This is a genomic window from Naasia sp., assembly GCF_025465545.1.
Taxonomy (GTDB): domain Bacteria; phylum Actinomycetota; class Actinomycetes; order Actinomycetales; family Microbacteriaceae; genus Naasia.
In genome coordinates, this window is record NZ_JAODMK010000045.1 from 58,624 (window position 1) to 76,829 (window position 18,206).

Annotated in this window: 17 protein-coding genes; 9 read left to right on the forward strand and 8 right to left on the reverse strand. The window is 70.4% G+C overall.

Annotated elements, in window-relative coordinates:
• Positions 1–17 precede the first annotated feature (17 nt).
• A complete protein-coding gene (locus JWR33_RS12070) occupies positions 18–602 on the reverse strand; it encodes a mucin-associated surface protein (protein WP_297412166.1) in 585 nt (194 codons plus the stop codon).
• On the reverse strand, positions 599–1,810 hold the full coding sequence (locus JWR33_RS12075) for a serine/threonine-protein kinase (RefSeq protein WP_297412167.1): 1,212 nt from the start codon (positions 1,808–1,810) through the stop codon (positions 599–601). The genes JWR33_RS12070 and JWR33_RS12075 overlap by 4 nt, the downstream gene beginning before the upstream one ends.
• Before the next feature lie 117 nt (positions 1,811–1,927).
• On the opposite strand from JWR33_RS12075, the gene JWR33_RS12080 reads away from it, so the two are divergent.
• On the forward strand, positions 1,928–3,256 hold the full coding sequence (locus JWR33_RS12080; RefSeq protein ID WP_297412168.1) for a site-2 protease family protein: 1,329 nt from the start codon (positions 1,928–1,930) through the stop codon (positions 3,254–3,256).
• 91 nt (positions 3,257–3,347) lie between these two features.
• Here JWR33_RS12080 and JWR33_RS12085 read toward each other — a convergent pair whose 3' ends face one another.
• Positions 3,348–3,578 (reverse strand): helix-turn-helix transcriptional regulator, encoded by a 231-nt coding sequence (locus JWR33_RS12085; protein WP_366074186.1) that lies wholly within the window; start codon positions 3,576–3,578, stop codon positions 3,348–3,350.
• Positions 3,579–3,694: 116 nt separating this feature from the next.
• Here JWR33_RS12085 and ispG point away from each other — a divergent pair, with 116 nt between their 5' ends.
• Positions 3,695–4,846, forward strand: a complete 1,152-nt coding sequence (ispG, locus tag JWR33_RS12090) for a flavodoxin-dependent (E)-4-hydroxy-3-methylbut-2-enyl-diphosphate synthase (RefSeq protein ID WP_297412169.1) — start codon at positions 3,695–3,697, stop codon at positions 4,844–4,846.
• A 75-nt stretch (positions 4,847–4,921) separates the two neighbouring features.
• Here ispG and JWR33_RS12095 read toward each other — a convergent pair whose 3' ends face one another.
• Positions 4,922–5,644, reverse strand: coding sequence for a hypothetical protein (locus tag JWR33_RS12095; RefSeq protein WP_297412170.1), 723 nt, complete (start codon positions 5,642–5,644; stop codon positions 4,922–4,924).
• Positions 5,645–5,674: 30 nt separating this feature from the next.
• Here JWR33_RS12095 and JWR33_RS12100 point away from each other — a divergent pair, with 30 nt between their 5' ends.
• The 3 genes from JWR33_RS12100 (at position 5,675) to nusA (ending at position 9,225) form a co-directional block, all read left to right on the forward strand.
• On the forward strand, positions 5,675–6,019 hold the full coding sequence (locus JWR33_RS12100; protein WP_297412171.1) for a hypothetical protein: 345 nt from the start codon (positions 5,675–5,677) through the stop codon (positions 6,017–6,019).
• 133 nt (positions 6,020–6,152) lie between these two features.
• Positions 6,153–7,928, forward strand: a complete 1,776-nt coding sequence (locus JWR33_RS12105) for a proline--tRNA ligase (protein ID WP_297412172.1) — start codon at positions 6,153–6,155, stop codon at positions 7,926–7,928.
• A 292-nt stretch (positions 7,929–8,220) separates the two neighbouring features.
• Positions 8,221–9,225: a transcription termination factor NusA gene (nusA, locus tag JWR33_RS12110; RefSeq protein ID WP_297412173.1), complete on the forward strand. Its 1,005-nt coding sequence runs from the start codon at positions 8,221–8,223 to the stop codon at positions 9,223–9,225.
• A 110-nt stretch (positions 9,226–9,335) separates the two neighbouring features.
• On the opposite strand, the gene JWR33_RS12115 is transcribed toward nusA, so the two are convergent.
• The 4 genes from JWR33_RS12115 to JWR33_RS12130 are packed head-to-tail and all read right to left on the reverse strand — an operon-like array spanning position 9,336 to position 13,980.
• Positions 9,336–10,328, reverse strand: coding sequence for an ABC transporter permease (locus JWR33_RS12115; protein ID WP_297412174.1), 993 nt, complete (start codon positions 10,326–10,328; stop codon positions 9,336–9,338).
• The gene (locus JWR33_RS12120; RefSeq protein WP_297412175.1) at positions 10,325–11,338 is read right to left on the reverse strand and encodes an ABC transporter permease; all 1,014 of its coding nucleotides are present in this window, start codon (positions 11,336–11,338) and stop codon (positions 10,325–10,327) included. The genes JWR33_RS12115 and JWR33_RS12120 overlap by 4 nt, the downstream gene beginning before the upstream one ends.
• A complete protein-coding gene (locus JWR33_RS12125) occupies positions 11,335–12,891 on the reverse strand; it encodes a sugar ABC transporter ATP-binding protein (protein ID WP_297412176.1) in 1,557 nt (518 codons plus the stop codon). Before JWR33_RS12125 ends, JWR33_RS12120 begins: the two co-directional genes overlap by 4 nt.
• Positions 12,892–12,897: 6 nt before the next feature.
• Entirely contained in the window at positions 12,898–13,980 is a 1,083-nt protein-coding gene (locus JWR33_RS12130; protein ID WP_297412177.1) for a substrate-binding domain-containing protein, read from the reverse strand.
• 198 nt (positions 13,981–14,178) lie between these two features.
• Between JWR33_RS12130 and JWR33_RS12135 the strand changes: the two genes are divergently transcribed.
• From JWR33_RS12135 to JWR33_RS12150, 4 genes are read left to right on the forward strand one after another with little or no spacing between them, the layout of a single operon-like run.
• Entirely contained in the window at positions 14,179–15,279 is a 1,101-nt protein-coding gene (locus JWR33_RS12135; protein WP_297412178.1) for a Gfo/Idh/MocA family oxidoreductase, read from the forward strand.
• A gap of 54 nt (positions 15,280–15,333) precedes the next feature.
• The gene (locus tag JWR33_RS12140) at positions 15,334–16,251 is read left to right on the forward strand and encodes a sugar phosphate isomerase/epimerase (protein ID WP_297412179.1); all 918 of its coding nucleotides are present in this window, start codon (positions 15,334–15,336) and stop codon (positions 16,249–16,251) included.
• A 2-nt stretch (positions 16,252–16,253) separates the two neighbouring features.
• Positions 16,254–17,018 (forward strand): SDR family NAD(P)-dependent oxidoreductase, encoded by a 765-nt coding sequence (locus JWR33_RS12145; RefSeq protein WP_297412180.1) that lies wholly within the window; start codon positions 16,254–16,256, stop codon positions 17,016–17,018.
• 13 nt (positions 17,019–17,031) lie between these two features.
• Positions 17,032–18,150, forward strand: a complete 1,119-nt coding sequence (locus JWR33_RS12150) for an aldose 1-epimerase family protein (protein ID WP_297412181.1) — start codon at positions 17,032–17,034, stop codon at positions 18,148–18,150.
• Positions 18,151–18,206: the final 56 nt, after the last annotated feature.

Sequence of the window (18,206 nt, forward strand, 5' to 3'; positions counted from 1 at the left end):
GAGTTCGCCGGAACCGGCTAGTCGCCCTCGCCCTCGCCGTCGCCGTTTCCCTCGTCCTTTCCCTTGTACTTCCCGTTCCCGTTCCCGTTCCGGTTCCCCTTGTCGCCGCTCGTATCGCCGGTGGCGGCGTCCGCCGCGGCTTGAGCCTGTGCGTCCGCCTGAGCCTGGGCGTCGGCCAGCTGCTGCGCCAGACGCTCCGCCTCAGCCTTGGCTGCTGCGGCCTCCGCCTTCGCCTTCGCGTCGGCCTTCGCCTTGGCGGCCGCGGCCTCCGCCTTCGCCTTCGCCTTCGCCTTCGCGGCCTCCGCCTTCGCCTGCGCAAGAGCCGTCTCGAGGTCGTCCCGCACGACGGCGAGAGCAGAGGAGATCTCTCGGTAGCGGTCGGTCGACACGAGGCCGGCATCGACCGCGGCGTCGAGCTGCGCCTCCGCGGCGATCAGTGCAGTGAGGGCGTCGCCGTACTGCTTGTCCGCGGATGCGGTGCTGACCGCGAGGACCTGCTCCTGGAGCCGCTCGGCGGCGCCGGGGGACAGGTCTGGTGGCTGCGGCGCGCAACCGGCCAGCAGGAGCGCTGCCGCGAGGAGCAGGGGCACGAGTCGTCTCATGGCCGCACGCTGTCCTGCAGCTCGCCCAGATGGATGCCGAGGTCGCCCTCCACCACCGGGTAGGTGGGAGCGGGAGCTGGAGCCTCGGGAGGGTCCTGCCGCGTCAGCACGGCGGCGGCGGCGAGGCTCCCGGTCAGCACGAGAGCGACGGCGCCGAGAAGGACAGCCCGACGCCTGCGCCCGGGCCGCGGAGCAGGGGAGTCGAGGACCGCCCCGTCGCCGATGAGCTCGCCTGCGGAAGACTCCGACTGCGCGAGCTCGGCCGTGGCCCGTTCGGCCGCGGGCGCCGCCGGCAGGACCTGGGTGGGCGGCAGCCCGGGCTGAGTGGCGGTCAGTGACGTGAGCGACTCCGGGGCGGGGGTGGTCCGACGGAACGGGCCGGGGGACGACCACGAGTGCAGACCGGCCTCGGCCGCCAGGGCGTCCACCCGGGCGCCGGGATCGAGCGCAGTCATCCCCGCGAGCAGGGCGGCATCGGCGGGGTGCAGGCCGTCCGGGAGGTCGGGCGGCCGCGCCGTGCGCGCGGCGAGCGTCTCTGCTCGCGTGCCCGGAAAGGCCGGGGCGCTCGTCAGCGACTCGATCAGGAGCAGGCCGAGCGCGTACACGTCGCTGGCCGGACCCGGCTGCCTGCCGAGCACCTGCTCGGGGGAGAGGTAGCCGACCGTGCCGACGATCGCGCCCGCCGCCGTGATCCGGGTCCCGTCCATCAGCCGGGCGATGCCCAGGTCGGCGAGCTTCGCGCGCACCCGATCGTGCTCCCGGAAGACGAGGATGTTGGCCGGCTTGACGTCACGGTGCACGATGCCCCTCGCATGCACGTGGGCCAGGGCGATGGCCACCTGCCGCGCCACCTCCACGACCTCGCCCACCGAGAGGTAGGGCAGGGCCGTCGCCAGGTCCTGGCCGTCGACGAGCTCCATCACCAGGTACGGCGGCACCCCCTCCCCGCCGGCCGACGCGTCGTGCAGCGTGACGAGGGCGGGCGAGTTGACGCTCGCGAGCAGCTGCATCTCCGCCTTGATCCGCCGCGGGTCCCCGGCGGTCGCGACATCGGAGCGGAAGAGCTTCACGGCGACGTCGCGCTCGAGCACGAGATCGCGGCCCCGATGCACGACAGCCATCCCGCCCCGGCCGATTTCGGCGTCGAGGCGGTAGCGTCCGCCGATCAGGTCGCCGGGGGACGCGTCGGGCGTTCGCGTGTCCGTCACGGCGGCCTTTCGTCGGGTACGAGAGTCCATGGTACCGAAAGGGGTCCTGGGCCGCCCCAGACCTTGACGCGGCCCGCCTTCGGCTGGTTCAGAGGGGAGGGCCTCTAGGGTTGCCGCGTGGACAGCGTCCTGTTATACATCCTCGGCGTGCTCGTGATCGTGATCGGGCTGGCGCTGTCGATCGCGCTCCACGAGGTCGGCCATCTCCTGCCGGCCAAGCTGTTCGGGGTCAAGGTGACCCAGTACATGATCGGCTTCGGCAAGACGCTCTTCTCGGTGCGCCGCGGCGAGACGGAGTACGGTCTCAAGGCCATCCCGCTCGGCGGCTACATCGCGATGATCGGGATGTTCCCGCCGGCCCGCCAGGGCGGTCCCATGCGCAACGCGAGCACCGGCTTCTTCAACACCATGGTGCAGGACGCGCGCGACTCGAGCACCGCGACCGTCAGCGAGGGAGAGGAGAGCCGCGCGTTCTACCGCCTCCCCACCGCCAAGCGCATCGTCATCATGCTCGGCGGGCCGGCCATGAACCTGCTGCTCGCGATCCTCTTCTACGCGATCGTGCTGATGGGCTTCGGGGTGGCGCAGCTGACCACCACGGTCGGCTCCGTGTCCGAGTGCGTGCTCCCCGCGACGAGCACGCGGCAGAGCTGCGCCGACAGCGACCCCCGTGCCCCCGGCGCGGCGGCGGGGATCCTGCCGGGCGACACGATCGTCAGCATCGAGGGCACTCCCATCGAGCAGTGGGACCAGGCCACTGCGCTCATCCGCGATTCCCCGGGACAGCCGCTCGACCTCGTCGTGGAGCGGGACGGCGCCACGGTGCCGATCATCGCGACGCCGCTGCTCACCGAGCGGTACGTGATCGACGACCAGGGCAAGGTGGCCACCGACGCGAAGGGGAACGCCGAGACGCAGAAGGTCGGCTTCCTCGGCATCGGCCCCACGTCGGCACTCGTTCCCCAGCCCGCGACCGCCGTCCTGCCGATGGTCGGTGAGAACATCGGGGCCGTGGCGGGCATCATCGTGCACCTCCCGCAGCGGCTCATCGACGTGGCCAATGCCGCCTTCGGACCCGGCGAGCGGGATCCCAACGGGCCGGTGAGCGTCGTGGGCGTGGGCAGGCTCGCGGGCGAGATCGCGAGCCTCGAGGACGTGCCCGTCGCCTCCCGGGTCGCGAGCCTCCTCGGCGTGATCGCGTCGCTGAACGTCGCCCTGCTCGTGTTCAACCTGGTGCCGCTGATGCCGCTCGACGGAGGCCACGTCGCCGGCGCCCTGTGGGAGGGCACCCGGCGCACCTTCGCACGCCTGTTCCGCCGCCGCGACCCGGGCCCGGTGGACACCGCCAAGCTCATGCCGCTCACCTTCGCCGTCGTCATCATCCTCGGCGGCATGAGCGCACTGCTCATCTACGCCGACATCGTGAAGCCCATCTCGATCCTCTGAGCTCCTGGGTCCGATGGTCCTGACGGAGTACCCAGGCCCACCCGCCGCGCGCCGGGCACCCCGCGGCCCCGGCTCCCCGCCGAGGAGGAGATCAGCGCCGGCCGGGCTGAACGAGGCCCGTCTCATCGGCCGGCAGGACGAGCTGGACGCGGTCGCGGCAGTCGGGCTTCGTGAGGATGCGCGACAGGTGCGTCTCGGCCGTGAGGGGGCTGAGGTGGAGGCGGGCGCCGATCTCCTCGTTGCTGAGCTCCTCTGCGACGTGGGGGAGCACCTCGAGCTCCCGATCGGCGAGGGGGGAGCCGCCGCCCCGCGGCTGACCCATCGAGCGCGCCCCGAAACACCGAGCGCGCCCTGGCCACGGGGCGCGCTCGGCGTTTCGCGGCGCTCTCGGTGATGAGGTCCATCGGGCGCTCAGCCGCTCCGGCGTAGGCTTGCCGGGTGCCCGCTGTGAACCTCGGAATGCCGTCTGTGCCGGACGTGCTGGCGCCGCGCCGCAAGTCCCGGCAGATCCGGGTCGGCAAGGTCCTGGTGGGCGGGGACGCGCCCATCAGTGTCCAGTCGATGACGACGACCGCGACGACCAACATCAACGGCACTCTCCAGCAGATCGCTGAGCTCACCGCGTCCGGCTGCGACATCGTCCGGGTGGCGGTGCCCAGCCAGGACGACGCCGATGTGCTGCACATCATCGCCAAGAAGAGCCAGATCCCGGTCATCGCCGACATCCACTTCCAGCCGAAGTATGTGTTCCAGGCGATCGACGCAGGCTGCGCGGCCGTCCGCGTCAACCCCGGGAACATCCGCAAGTTCGACGACCAGGTCGGCGCCATCGCAAAGGCCGCCAAGGATGCCGGAGTCAGCCTCCGGATCGGCGTCAACGCCGGCTCCCTGGACCCGCGCCTCCTGGAGAAGTACGGCAAAGCCACGCCCGAGGCGCTGGCCGAGAGCGCGGTGTGGGAGGCGGCCCTCTTCGAGGAGCACGACTTCCACGACTTCAAGATCTCCGTCAAGCACAACGACCCGATCGTCATGGTCAAGGCGTACCGACTGCTCGCCGAGCGCGGGGACTGGCCGCTGCACCTGGGCGTGACCGAGGCCGGGCCCTCCTTCCAGGGCACGATCAAGTCGGCAACCGCCTTCGGGATCCTGCTCGCCGAGGGCATCGGTGACACCATCCGAGTCTCCCTGTCCGCCCCGCCCGCCGAAGAGGTCAAGGTGGGCTTGCAGATCCTGCAGTCGCTCAACCTGCGCGAGCGCAAACTGGAGATCGTGTCCTGCCCGAGCTGCGGCCGCGCGCAGGTCGACGTGTACTCCCTCGCCAACGCCGTCACCGACGGACTCGAAGGCATGAGCGTTCCCTTGCGCGTCGCCGTGATGGGCTGCGTGGTGAACGGCCCCGGCGAGGCCCGCGAGGCCGACCTCGGCGTCGCATCCGGCAACGGCAAGGGCCAGATCTTCGTGAAGGGCCACGTGATCAAAACCGTGCCCGAGAGCGAGATCGTGGCCACCCTCATCGAGGAGGCGAACCGCCTCGCCGACGAGATGGGGCCCGGCGCCGCCACCGGGAAGCCCGAGGTCGTCACCGCCTGACCCGGAGTCGTCCTGGCGATCCCTGGTCGTGCGCCGAATCGGCCAGGCGCCGCAGCGTCGGCGCCGTCGCGCCTGCTAGCGGGGGTTCCGGCGACGCTTCGGAATCAGGGCGCCCGCCCCGATGGCCCCCATGGCGATCGCGAGCAGAATCCCTGCAACGACGAAGATCAGGCCGTCCTTCTGAGCGATCAGCTCGAGGCCAGACGGCCACGTCGCCGCCGCGCCGGTCTCGAGCACCGCGGACTGGGCGAGCCCGGCAGCCGAGACTTCGTCCTGGTGGGTCCCCTGAGCGGACTCGGTCTGACCGCGGTCGCCGGCACCCGCAGGGCCGTTCACGACTCGGGCAGCCGGAGCGGAGTCGAATCCCGACACCGTGCCGCTCGCGATTGCCTCCCCGGGAACGGAAAGGGGAACGGAAAGGGGAACGGCGACGGGGAGGGGCGCGGCCGGGGGGGCGAGGACCTCGGCGAGGTCGTCAGCCTCGCGAACGACGAGGCGGGCACGTGGCGGGCGCGGCCCGGGGACGGTCCCGACGATCGCGGATGTCCCCTCGAGGGTCTCGAGGTGCCGATGAGCTGCGGCATCGGGTTCCGGAAGCGCCTCGGAAACGGCCTGGACAGCGGAGGAGGACGGCGCCTCAGCGGATTGTCCCGCATGAACCGGCAGGTCCCCGCTGTCCGCGCTGGCGGAAGCAGCAGACAAGGCAAGTGAGAGGGCCAGCAGCCCGCCGGCGGTGACGAGCCCGCCGCCCAGGGAGCGCCAGAGGCGAGCGCCGATGGTGCGTCCGGAGTCGTCCATCTGTTCACTCCCCCCGAGTGGCCTAGAAACGTGTGCCCCATTCAACCAGCAACCGACCGATCTGTCTACCCTTCATTATCGGGAAAGCACCGATCGCCCGAAGCGGATCTGTACCCCATCGCCGTCATCGCCGTCTCCACGGCGTACAAGAACGGCACCACCTGCTGGGGCGCCTGCAACCGCCAGGTGGCGGTCGATGCGTACGACAGCGGCCGCGGGAACAGCGTCGCGATCACCACGCCGAACACGAGCGGCTGCCTCAGGCCGTGGGTCACGGCCGGCTACAGCTGGCGCTTCCGGGTCCACCACCAGGAGGCGGGCAAGTGGTGGATCGGCCGGACCGGCGCCGTCACGATGACCCCCGGCGGGTACTGAACCACGGGAACGTGTACCTCTCCTGCTTCTCGCCGGCAGCCCGCGGCGCCGTCCGGGCTCCCGGCGGCGGCGCTGCCGTCTCTGCGGGACGCCCTCGGCGGTCGCCCTCCCGGGCGGTCGCTAGATTTGTCGGGTGCCAACCCGCCTGTCCCAGCTCTTCGTCCGCACTCTGCGAGAGGACCCGGCTGACGCCGAGGTGACGAGCCACCGTCTCCTCGTGCGCGCGGGCTACATCCGCCGTCAGGCGCCGGGCATCTTCGCGTGGCTCCCGCTGGGGCTCCGGGTGCGCACCAAGGTCGAGCGCATCATCCGCGAGGAGATGACGGCGGTGGGCGCACAGGAGGTCCTGTTCCCCGGACTCCTGCCCCGCGAGCCCTACGAGGCGACCGGGCGGTGGGAGGAGTACGGCGACGGCATCTTCCGGCTGAAGGACCGCAAGGGCGCCGACTACCTGCTCGCCCCCACCCACGAGGAGGTCTTCACCCTCCTGGTGAAGGACCTGTACTCGTCCTACAAGGACCTGCCCCTCACGATCTTCCAGATCCAGGACAAGTACCGCGACGAGGCACGTCCGCGTGCCGGCCTCCTGCGGGGACGCGAGTTCTCCATGAAGGACGCCTACTCCTTCGACAGCTCCGACGAAGGACTGGACGCGAGCTATCAGGCGCAGCGCGACGCGTACGAGCGCATCTTCGCCCGGCTCGGGCTCGACTACGTCATCGTTGCGGCCGACGCGGGGGCTATGGGCGGGTCCAAGAGCGAGGAGTTCCTGCACCCCACGCCGATCGGGGAGGACACCTTCGTATCCTCGCCCGGCGGCTACGCGGCGAACGTCGAGGCGTTCAGCACTCTCGCGCCCGATGCGCTGCCGATCGAGGGCCTTCCGCCCGCGCGTGTCTTCGACTCCCCGTCGACGCCCACCATCGCCACCCTCGTCGACCTCGTGAACGCGGAGCAGCCGCGCGAGGACCGCCCCTGGACGGCCGCCGACACCCTGAAGAACGTGGTGCTCTCCCTCACCCACCTCGACGGCAGCCGCGAGCTCGTCGTCGTCGGGCTCCCCGGCGACCGAGACGTGGACCTGAAGCGCGCCGAGGTGGCGTTCCAGCCCGCCGAAGTCGCCGCCGCGACCGAGGAGGACTTCGACCGCAACCCGAGCCTCGTCAAGGGGTACATCGGACCGTGGTCGGAGACGGGGGCGATCCTCGGCCTGGAGTCGGCGACGAACATCCGCTTCCTGCTCGATCCCCGCGTCGTGGACGGCACCGCCTGGGTCACCGGCGCGAACCGCAACGAGAAGCATGTGCTCGGCCTCGTCGCCGGGCGCGACTTCGTGGGTGACGGCTGGGTCGAGGTCGCCGACGTGCGCGCAGGAGATCCTGCCCCTGACGGGTCCGGGCCCGTCGAGCTCAGCCGCGGCACCGAGATCGGGCACGTGTTCCAGCTCGGCCGCAAGTATGCCGAGGCGCTCGGTCTGCAGGTGCTCGACCCGAACGGCAAGCTGGTCACCGTCACGATGGGCTCGTACGGCATCGGTGTGACCCGCAACCTGGCGCTGGTCGCCGAGGCGAACGCGGATGACAAGGGCCTGCTCTGGCCGCGGGAGGTCGCTCCCTACGACGTGCACATCGTGGCGACCGGCAAGGACGAGGCGGTCTACACGGCGGCCGAGGCGATCGCGGCGGAGCTCGAGGCGTCCGGCGTGGAGGTGCTCTACGACGACCGGCCGAAGGTGTCGCCCGGCGTCAAGTTCGGCGACGCGGAGCTTCTCGGCGTCCCGACCATCCTCATCGTCGGCAAGGGCCTCGCTTCCGGTGAGGTCGAGCTCTGGGACCGGCGCTCGGGCGAGCGGACCCCGCTCCCGCTGGCGGAGGCCTCGGCGCGCATCCTGTCCGAGCTCCGGTCATGAGCTTGCGCCCTGAGCGCTGCCGGCCCTGCCGCTCAGGTGCCCGTTCCGGCGCGGAGTGCCCCCTGTAGCGGGCACTCCGCGCCGGAACGGGCACCCGAAGGTCGCACCGCCTCTACCCGGGAACGACGCGCGCGTAGGTTCGCTGCGGTGCCACGCCGCAACCCGGGCCGGGACGCGCCGCCGGCCGAACTGCCCTGCCCGGGCGGCGGAAGTGGGGTCCGAGCGGATCGGGTACCGTAGACGAAGCCTCCGCAACCCGGGGGATCACATCGCGAATAGTGGAGACCGGCCCGTGGATATCGACCTCAGCGTGCTGCGCCTCATGGAGCGCGAGCGCGAGATTCCCTTCGAGGAACTCGTCCAGATCATCGAGCAGGCCATCCTCACCGCCTACCTCAAGCACACCGACAAGCCGGAGCCGAAGCACGGCAGCGACGAGCCGGCACCCGCGCGAGTGCACATCGACCGGAAGAACGGGCACGTCGCCGTGTTCGTGCCCGAGACCGATGAGGAGGGCGCAGTCATCGGCGAGGCCGAGGACAGCCCCAGCGACTTCGGCCGGATCGCGGCCTTCGCCGCGAAGCAGGTCATCAACCAGCGGCTGCGCGACATCGGTGACGAGCGGATCCTGGGCGAATTCAAGGGCCGTGAGGGCGACGTGATCGCCGGCGTCATCCAGCAGGGGCCGAACCCGCGGATGATCCACATCGACCTCGGCACGATCGAGGCGATCCTTCCGCCGGAGGAGCAGGTGCCGGGGGAGACCTACCCGCACGGCGAGCGCATCCGTGTCTACGTGACGAGCGTCTCGAAGGGCACCAAGGGGCCCTCGATCACCGTGTCCAGGACCCATCCCTCGCTCGTCCGCAAGCTGTTCGCCCTCGAGGTCCCGGAGATCGCCAGCGGCGTGGTGGAGATCGTCTCATTGGCCCGCGAGGCGGGACACCGGTCGAAGATCGCGGTCCGCGCCACGGAGCCGGGCGTCAACGCCAAGGGGGCCTGCATCGGCGAGCTCGGCCAGCGCGTTCGCTCGGTCCAGGCCGAGTTGGGCGGCGAGAAGATCGACATCGTGGACTACTCGGACGACCTCCCCACCTTCGTTGCGAACGCGCTCTCGCCCGCCCGGGTGTCGAGCGCCTTCGTGATCGACCAGAAGCTGAAGGCAGTCCGCGCGCTGGTGCCGGACTATCAGCTGTCGCTCGCGATCGGCAAGGAGGGCCAGAACGCCCGCCTCGCGGCGAAGCTCACGGGCGCCAAGATCGACATCCAGCCCGATTCGATCCTCGACGAGGACTAGGACTTTCCCTCAGCAGGCGAAACGCGCTTCAGCAGGCTGAAACCCGCCGTTTGTGTCTGCTCAAGGAAGAAATGCCTGCTGAGCGAGAGTGAAGGCCGCGCCCGGGGTCCTCACTCGGCGGTGCGACGGCCGTAGAGCGCGATCACGATGAGGACGATCACGCCGTAGATCAGCTGCTGGATGTTGGAGCCGAGGTTGGCGACGTTGACGAGCGTCGCGACCTGGCCGAGCACCAGGGCGCCGCCGAAGGTGCCGACCATCGATCCGCGCCCGCCGAAGATGGATGCGCCGCCCACGACGACTGCCGCGACCGAGCCGAGCAGGTACGAGGCGCCCATGGTGGCGGAGGCCTGGGCGTAGAACCCGACGATGACGATCCCGGCGAAGGCGGCCAGGGCGCCGGACAGCGCGTACCCGGCCATGCGGATCCGGTCGACGGGCAGGCCGGCGAGGGTCGCGGTGTGCGGGGCGGAGCCGACCACGAAGAGGGACCGGCCCCAGCCGGTGAAGCTCAGCACGAGCTGCAGCACGACCATGAGGATGAGGCCGAGCGGCAGCACGGCGGCGATCTTGACCCCGAAGAGGTCGATCTTCGTCGCGGTGATGTCGGTGAGGAACTGCGGGATCACCGTCAGCTCGGAGTTCCGGAAGGTGAGCAGCACCACGCCGAACAGCAGGCCGTTCATCGCGATCGTCGTGACGATCGGCGTCAGCCCGAGCTTGGCGACGATGACGCCGTTGGCGAGGCCCACGATCACGCCGGCGAGGATGCCGCCGACGAAGCCGAGCACCGGGCCGAACGCCGCGGTCCAGGTGAGGAAGCCGAGGGCGGCGAAGGCGATCGTGTTCGGCACCGACAGGTCGATGCCGGCCTGGATCACGGCCACCGTCTGCCCGAAGGACGCGATCGCGAGGATCATCGCGAACGTCGCGGTGCCGACGAGCGAGTCGACCGACAGCAGGTTCGGCCGGATCAGCCCGCCGACGAGGAACAGCAGCACGAACACCGCCAGGGGCCACACGCTCCGCGGCACCCGGCCGAGGGCCCCCGAGAAGCCGGACCGTGCGGGGGCGGCGGCCGGGTCGGCGCGGACGGCGGTCATGCGCGGACTCCTCGCACTGCCTGGTAGATGCGGCGCCAGAGAACCGGGAGGCCGACGACGGAGATCACGATGAGCGCGGCGATCACGTACTGCCAGTACGAGTTGATGCCGGCGAAGAACAGCAGGTTGCCGACCAGGCCGAGGGTGCAGGCGGCGAGGATCGTGCCGATGATGCTGCCGCGGCCTCCGGTGAAGCTGGCGCCCGCGAGGGCCACCGCCGCGATCGAGCTGAGCAGGTACGGGTCACCGCTGCGGGGGTCGCCGGTGATGGTCGAGCCGGCGAGCATGATGCCGCCCAGCGCGACGATCACGCCGGAGAGGGCGAAGGCGGCGAGCTGGGCGCCGCGGGCGTTGAGGCCGGCGGCCCGCACGCTGTCGGCACTCGAGCCGACCCCGTAGATGTGCCGCCCCAGCGCCGTGCGCTGCAGCAGCAGCCAGAGCAGCACCGCGACGATGGCGAGCCAGAAGAGCGCGACCGGCACGTAGGGGAGGAGCTCGCCGCTCGTCGCCAGGTAGAACTCGGGGGTGATGCCGCCCCCCGGCCGGTCCATCACCTCTCGGCTGATGGAGCCGATGATGAAGGCGCTCGCCAGCGTGACCGCGATCGCGGGCAGCTTCCCGTAGGCGACCAGCGCCCCGTTGAAGAGTCCGCAGATCAGTCCCGCCCCGATTCCGGCGAGGAGCGCGAGGGGGACCGGCAGCGACACCATGGCGGTCGCGAACACCACGTTGGAGAAGCTCATGATCGCGCCGATCGAGATGTCGATCCCGCCGACGAGCACGATGATCAGCTGGCCGAGGGCGGCCAGGGCGAGCGGCACGACGAGGTTCGAGGCGGTCTGCAGCTGGAACCGGGTGAGCAGCTCGGGGTTGATGATCACGTAGACGACGAAGAACACGAGGAACGCCGACACGGGTGCCACGGCACCCTCCCGGCGCAGCCGGAGAAACGACGGCGCATTCCACAGGCGGCGACCGAGCAGGCCCGGGGTGACGGAGGAGGCGGTCATCTCCTTCCCTTCACGCCGACGGCGGCACCGACCACGGCGTCGGCGGTGAGGCGCTCGCCCTCGAGCTCGTCGGCGATCTTTCCGCGGTAGAGCACGACGACGCGATGGCAGACGTGCACGAGCTCCTCGACCTCGGTGGAGAACCAGATGACGGCGACGCCCAGCCCCGAGAGGCGGACGATCGCGTCGTACAGCTCCTGCTTCGCGCGGACGTCGATGCCGCGGGTGGGATCGTGCAGGAGCACGAGCCGGCGGTCGCGGTCGGTCCAGCGCCCGAACACGAGCTTCTGCTGGTTGCCGCCGGACAGCGCTCCCGCCCGCTCGAGCGGGCCGCGGGTGCGGACCGAGAGGGAGCGCAGCACGCCGCTGATCCAGGAGCTCTGGGAGCCGAGCAGGGGGCGGCCGCCGAGGCCGAACGCCTTCAGCCACGGGGAGAGCAGGTTCTCGCCGACGCTCATCTGCAGGGCGAGGCCCTCCCGCTTGCGGTCCTCCGGCACGTAGCCGGCGCCGAGCCGCACGGCTCGCACCGGGGTGAGGCGCTTGATGCGGTGTCCGCCGAGGTGCCAGTGGTCGGCGACCGCGGGAGCGGCGCCGTAGAGCGCGCGCAGCAGCTCGGCCTGGCCGTGACCCTGCAGTCCGCCGACGCCGAGGATCTCGCCGGGGCGCACGGTGAGGTCGACCCCGTCGATGCCCGGCGAGACGAGGTTCTTCACCTCGAGCACGGGCGGTGCGTCCGCCGCCGGCGTGGGTGGGGACTCGGGGAAGTGGCGGGACGCCTCGCGGCCGGCCATCAGGGAGATGAGCTGGTCGTCGGTCCAGGCGCCGCGGCGGAATTCGCCGGCGACCTTGCCGTCGCGCAGGACCGTGCCTCGGTCGGCGATCTCGGCCAGCTCGCTCAGCCGGTGGGAGACGTAGACGACGGCGGTGCCCCGAGCGGTCAGCTCGCGGATCCGCCGGAACAGCCACTCGACCCCCGGAGGGGCGAGGGCGGAGGACGCCTCGTCGAGGATCAGCAGCTGGGGATCCGCGGCGATGGCGCGGGCGATCTCGACGAGCTGCCGGTCGGCGAGGGAGAGCGAGTAGACGGGGACGGAGGGATCGATGTGCTCCAGCTCGAGCCGGTCGAGCAGCGCCCGGGCCGCACGTGTCGCCTTCTTCTGCGAGAAGCCGCGCAGCGGCGCTCCATCCGGAAGGCTGAGGTTCTCCGCAACGGTCCACTCCGGCACGAGCGCGAGCTCCTGGAAGGCGCACGTGACGCCGGCCTGGCGGGAGTCGCGGATGCTGCCCGAGCCGAGCTCCACGCCGCCGAATCCGATGGAGCCGGCGGTGGGGGACACCGCCCCGGCGAGCATCTTCGCGACGGTGCTCTTGCCCGCGCCGTTCTCGCCGACCAGGGCGTGCACCTCGCCCGCCTGGCAGGAGAAGCTCACGTCCTCCACGGCCCGCACGGGGCCGTAGTGCTTGACGAGGCCGCGGACGACGAGGAGCGCTTCAGGAGGAGCGGGTGGTGCCGCCGCCTGCGCGACGGCACCACCCTGCTGCGGGATCGACATGAAGGATCAGCCCTGGTAGTACTTCTTGACCTCGTCGACCGTGATGTCGAGGCCGGGGAAGTCATAGCCGAGCTGGAAGTTGGCCGCCTCGTCCGGCAGGCAGAAGTCGGCCGCGTTCTCCTCGGTGATCTCGAGCGGCGGGAAGAACTGCTGCTTCTCGATCGTCCCGCCCTCGAGCAGCTTGACCGCCTGCTCCAGGCCCTTGGCATAGATCGCGGGCTGGCCGAAGACCATGTCGCCCTTCAGGCCCTTGTCCGCGTACTTGGTCAGCGTGCAGGCCTCGCCGTTGTAGCCGGAGCCGCCGACGACCGGGACGAAGGGGATGTCCGCTGCCGCGAACGCCTCCGGCACGCCCTGACCGCCGGTGAGGAACGAGTACACCCCGCCGACATCCGGGTTGGAGCGGAGGATCGAGGCCATCGCCTCCTGGGCGGTCGCCTCGTTCCAGTTGTTGGTGCCCTGCGCCACGACCTCCGCGCCGCCCGCCTTCAGGGCGTCGAGGACGCCCGGCATGGTGCCGTCGTTGAGCGGCACGCCCGCGACGCCCTCGAGCACGGCGACCTTCTTGTTGTCGCCGAGATTGGCGAGGAGCCAGTCGGCACCGATGCTGCCCGCGTTGCCCCAGTCGGTGGAGACGACGTAGACGTTCGGGTTGTCGTAGGGCCCGCCGTTGGCGATGACCGGGATGTTCTGCGCCTGCGCCTGGGTGATGGCGGCGTCGGCTCCGGAGGAGGAGGCCGGGTCGAACAGGATGGCGTCCACGCCCTGCGCGATGAGGTTCTGCATCGCGGCGTTCTGCGCGGCCGCGTCGTTGTCGTTCGTGCGAACGATCTTCAGCTCGACCTTGTCCTTGTACTCGGGGCGGTTCGCGAGCGCCTGCAGCGCCGCAAGGCCCGTCTCGCGCCAGGCCTGGCCGCCCAGGGGCTGCTCGAAGCCGATCACGAACTTCTTGTCGCCGGAGCCCGTGCTGCCGCCGCCGCTGTTCGACGCCGGCGCGCTGGAACAGCCCGCCAGGACGACCAGAGCTGTGGCTGCCACGGCTGCCCCGCCGACGCGGAGCAGGCGGCTGGTGATGCGCCTCGAATGCATTGATTTCTCCCTTGAAATCGAACGTGGAGCTCGCGGTCTTGGCCTGCCCCGTCGTGTTCGACCGGGGCGGTGCGTGCCTGTGTTGACGAGCGGTGGTCGGGACACTACCGTACGAGAAAGAGCGTTACCAGTAGCGCTAACACTCTGGTCCGAAACCCGTTCGAATCAGTCGCAATGAAGCGATGGGAGCACGCACCTGTGAGCCAGTCCGCCGCCAAGCCCTCGGCCTTCACCCCTGACGTCGAGGTCCGCAGCCGGTCCTCCAGGATCGGCGTGATCGGCGCAGGCATGATCGTCTCCGAGGTCCAGCTCGCCGCCTATCAGGAGGCGGGCTTCGAGGTCACAGCGATCGCCTCGCGCACGCCGGCGCACGCCGCGGCCGTTGCCGAGCGGTACGGCATCCCGACCGTCCACGAGACCCCCGAGCAGCTGATCGCGGACGAGAGCGTCGAGATCCTCGACATCGCCTATCCGCCGGACCTGCAGCCCGCCCTCGTGCGTCTCGCGTTCGAGCAGGCCCACATCAAGGGCATCCTCGCCCAGAAGCCGCTCGCCCTCGGCCTCGATGAGGCGATCGCGCTGCGCGACGAGGCGGCCGCTGCGGGCAAGATCCTCTCGGTCAACCAGAACATGCGCTACGACCAGTCGATCCGCGTGCTCTCGCAGATCCTCGAGCGCGGCGAGCTGGGAGCTCCGGTGATCGCGACGATCGAGATGCGCGCGATCCCGCACTGGCAGACCTTCCTCGCCGAGTACGACCGGCTGACCCTGTCCAACATGAGCGTGCACCACCTGGACGCCCTGCGCTTCCTGTTCGGCGAGCCGACCGAGATCTACACCGCCGTGCGCACCGACCCGCGCACCGAGTTCGAGCACACCGACGGCATCGTGGTGTCCACCCTCCGATTCCCGAACAACGTGCTCGCCGTGTCGATGGAGGACGTCTGGGCCGGTCCGCGCCAGGAGGGCTTCGACTCCGACTTCTACATCAAGTGGCGCGTCGAGGGCACCGAGGGCGTCGCGCAGGGCACCGTCGGCTGGCCCACCGGCGAGCCGTCGACGCTCACCTACGCGTCCGCGAAGACCACGGACGGCAAGTGGGTCACGCCCACCTGGGAGACCCACTGGTTCCCGCACGCCTTCATCGGCGTCATGGAGCAGCTCCAGTACGCGGTCGAGACCGGGGAGCCGCCCGTCCTCACCGTCGCCGACAACGTCAAGACGGTCGCGCTCGTCGAGGCGGGCTACCGCTCCATCGCCGAGAACCGCCCGGTGAGGCTCGACGAGTTCCCGATCTGACCCCCGCGGCTGCGGCCGCAGCATCACCCACCACATACAAGGAGCAATGACGCCATGATCCAAGTCGGCATCTTCAGCGGGTACTTCCCGTACGACCTCGAGACCACAGCCAAGAAGGCCCGCGGGCTGGGGTTCAACACGGTGCAGCTCGACCTGCACTTCAAGGACCTCGACCTGTCCGCCGGTCAGATCACGGCCGAGAAGGCGAAGCGCGTGCGCGACACCTTCCGCGACAACGACCTGCCGATCTGCGCGGTCTCCGGGTACACGAACATCGTCCACCCGGACCTCGACGAGCGGAAGCGCCGCGTCGACTACCTCAAGGAGATCATCCGCAACGCCCGCGCGTTCGGCACGCCCTACGTCATCAGCGAGTCGGGCACCTTCAACACCGAGAGCGACTGGGTCTCCGACCCCAAGAACAAGACGGAGGAGGGCTACGAGGCCGCTCGCGATGTCATCGCCGACCTCGCGCAGACTGCCGTCGACTCCGGCGCGGTGTTCCTCGTCGAGACCTACGTCAACAACGTGATCGGCTCCCTCGAGGAGACCCTGCGCCTCTTCGGCGATGTGCAGAGCCCGGGCCTCGAACTGCTGATGGACCCCACCAACTACTTCGAGACGTGGAACATCGAGCAGATGGACCAGGTCCTCAACGACGTGTTCGACAGCCCCCTCGCCGACCGGATCCGCATCGCCCACGCCAAGGACGTCAAGCGCAGCGGCGAGGACAAGAGCGAGAAGCACGCCGACATCGGCGACGCCGACGCGCTCGAGTCGCACACCTTCCGCGGCGTCGGCGAGATCGAGCTCCCCGCGGCGGGTCTCGGCGAGCTGAACTACGACCTGTACGTCCAGCGCCTCAGCGAGAAGTCGCCGAACGTGCCGCTGATCGTGGAGCACCTCGACGAGTCCGACATCCCGCGGGCGAAGCGCTTCGTGGACGACACGCTCAAGAAGTACGGAGTCTGAGCATGTCCGACCGTGAATCCGTCCGCTCCGCCCCCGTCGCGATCGTCACCGGCTCGGGCGGCTCGCTCGGACGGGCGACGGCGCTGCGGCTCGGAGCGGATGGGTTCGCGGTCGCCGCCTTCGGCCGCACCGGCGGCACGCTGGGCGAGACCGTCCGCCAGCTCACGGAGGCCGGCGTGCCGAACCTCGAGGTCAGCTGCGACCTCCGCGACCCGAAGGCCATCGACGCGTCCATCCGCCGGGTCGAGGAGGAGCTCGGCGAGATCGAGGTGCTCGTCAACAACGCGGCGATCTACCCGCCCACGCCGTTCCTCGAGATCAGCGTGGAGGAGTACGACGACGTCGTGGCCGTCAACCAGCGGGCCTACTTCGTGGCGGCGCAGACCACCGCCCGTCTGATGACGCCGCGGAGGCGCGGTTCCATCATCAACATCGGCTCCATCACCTGGGGCGGCGGCTGGCCGCTGCTGGCGAGCTATGTCTCGACGAAGGGAGCCACGGTGGCGATGACCCGCGCACTGGCCCGTGAGCTGGGGCCGGACAACATCCGGGTGAACTGCGTCTCTCCTGGTGCCTTCCCGACGGACGCGGAGAAGATCCACGAGAACCCCGAGATCTACAACCAGTTCGTGCTCGACCACCAGTCGCTGAAGCGACGGGGAACCAACGAGGAGCTCGCCGCCGTGGTGTCCTTCCTCGCCCGCGAGGACTCGACCTTCGTGACCGGCCAGACGATCAACGTCAACGGCGGCTGGACGATGGACTAGGGAGGCACCAGACATGCAGATCTTCGACCAGGAACTCTCGCCGACCGAGCTCCGGCGGCGCACGGGGGACCCCTCCGCCGTCGGCGGCCTCCGACAGGTCGTGCTCGACAACGGCGCCGAGCGCGGCGTCCGGGCCATCGAGCTGCGGACGGCGGGCGGGCTCGAGCTCGACCTGCTCGTCGACCGAGCGCTCGATATCGGCGACGCGCGCTTCAAGGGTGTGCCCTTCGGCTGGCGGTCCGGCAACGGCTACCGCCACCCGGGGCTGCACGAGAACAACGACGAGGACGGGCTGAGCTGGCTGCGCGCCATCGACGGCCTCCTGGTCTCCGGTGGCCTCGACCACACGCTGTTCGGAGCGGAGGTGGACGCCTCCCAGTACAACTACCCGCCGAAGCGGACCGTGAAGCACGGCCTGCACGGGCGACTCACCGCGATCCCGGCCCGCCTGCTCGAGGCGGGCGAGGTGTGGGACGGGGACAACGCCGTGCTGCGGGTGCGGGCGGAGGTCATCCAGGCCACCGCGTTCGGGGAGCACCTCCGCCTCACCCGCACGGTCGAGGTCGACTTCGACGGCACCGAGATCCGGCTGCACGACGTCGTGGACAACCTCGGCTTCGAGCGCACCCCGCACATGTTCCTGTACCACCTGAACTTCGGGTGGCCCTTCCTCGACGAGGGCGCGGAGTTCGTGGCCCCGATCGAGCGTCACCTCTGGCAGTCGGACTCCGTCGCGGAGCAGGGCGTCAGCTACCGGGTGTTCCCGGAGCCGCAGCGCGGCTTCGTCGAGCAGGTGACCGAGCACGAGCTGATCGCCGGCCCCGACGGGAATCACCGGGTGGCGCTGATCAGCGGGGACGGCTCTCGCGGCATCGAGCTCACCTGGGACGCGGCCGCGATGCCCAACTTCTTCGAGTGGCAGAACCTGCGCGACGGCGCCTACGCCGTGGGCCTGGAGCCGTCCACGAACCATGTGCTCGGCGAGACAGCGGCCCGCGAGGACGGCACCCTCACCTGGCTCGAGCACGGCGAGAGCCGGGAGTACCGGTCCACCATCCGGGTCCTCGACGGGGCCGAGGCGACGGGCGCTGCGCGCGACGCGATCCGGGCCATCGGCGGACAGCCCGACTGATCGGCCGGCCTTCCGGCCCGCCGACCGCTATACTGTTTGTTAGCGCTACTGCTAGC

Excerpts from the sequence above, each read along its gene's own strand:
- JWR33_RS12070 (WP_297412166.1), bottom strand. The coding sequence starts at position 602 with ATGAGACGACTCGTGCCCCTGCTCCTCGCGGCAGCGCTCCTGCTGGCC.
- JWR33_RS12085 (WP_366074186.1), bottom strand. The coding sequence starts at position 3,578 with ATGGGTCAGCCGCGGGGCGGCGGCTCCCCCCTCGCCGATCGGGAGCTC.
- JWR33_RS12095 (WP_297412170.1), bottom strand. The coding sequence starts at position 5,644 with ATGGACGACTCCGGACGCACCATCGGCGCTCGCCTCTGGCGCTCCCTG.
- JWR33_RS12115 (WP_297412174.1), bottom strand. The coding sequence starts at position 10,328 with ATGACCGCCGTCCGCGCCGACCCGGCCGCCGCCCCCGCACGGTCCGGC.
- JWR33_RS12120 (WP_297412175.1), bottom strand. The coding sequence starts at position 11,338 with ATGACCGCCTCCTCCGTCACCCCGGGCCTGCTCGGTCGCCGCCTGTGG.
- JWR33_RS12125 (WP_297412176.1), bottom strand. The coding sequence starts at position 12,891 with ATGTCGATCCCGCAGCAGGGTGGTGCCGTCGCGCAGGCGGCGGCACCA.
- JWR33_RS12130 (WP_297412177.1), bottom strand. The coding sequence starts at position 13,980 with ATGCATTCGAGGCGCATCACCAGCCGCCTGCTCCGCGTCGGCGGGGCA.
- JWR33_RS12140 (WP_297412179.1), top strand. The coding sequence starts at position 15,334 with ATGATCCAAGTCGGCATCTTCAGCGGGTACTTCCCGTACGACCTCGAG.
- JWR33_RS12145 (WP_297412180.1), top strand. The coding sequence starts at position 16,254 with ATGTCCGACCGTGAATCCGTCCGCTCCGCCCCCGTCGCGATCGTCACC.
- JWR33_RS12150 (WP_297412181.1), top strand. The coding sequence starts at position 17,032 with ATGCAGATCTTCGACCAGGAACTCTCGCCGACCGAGCTCCGGCGGCGC.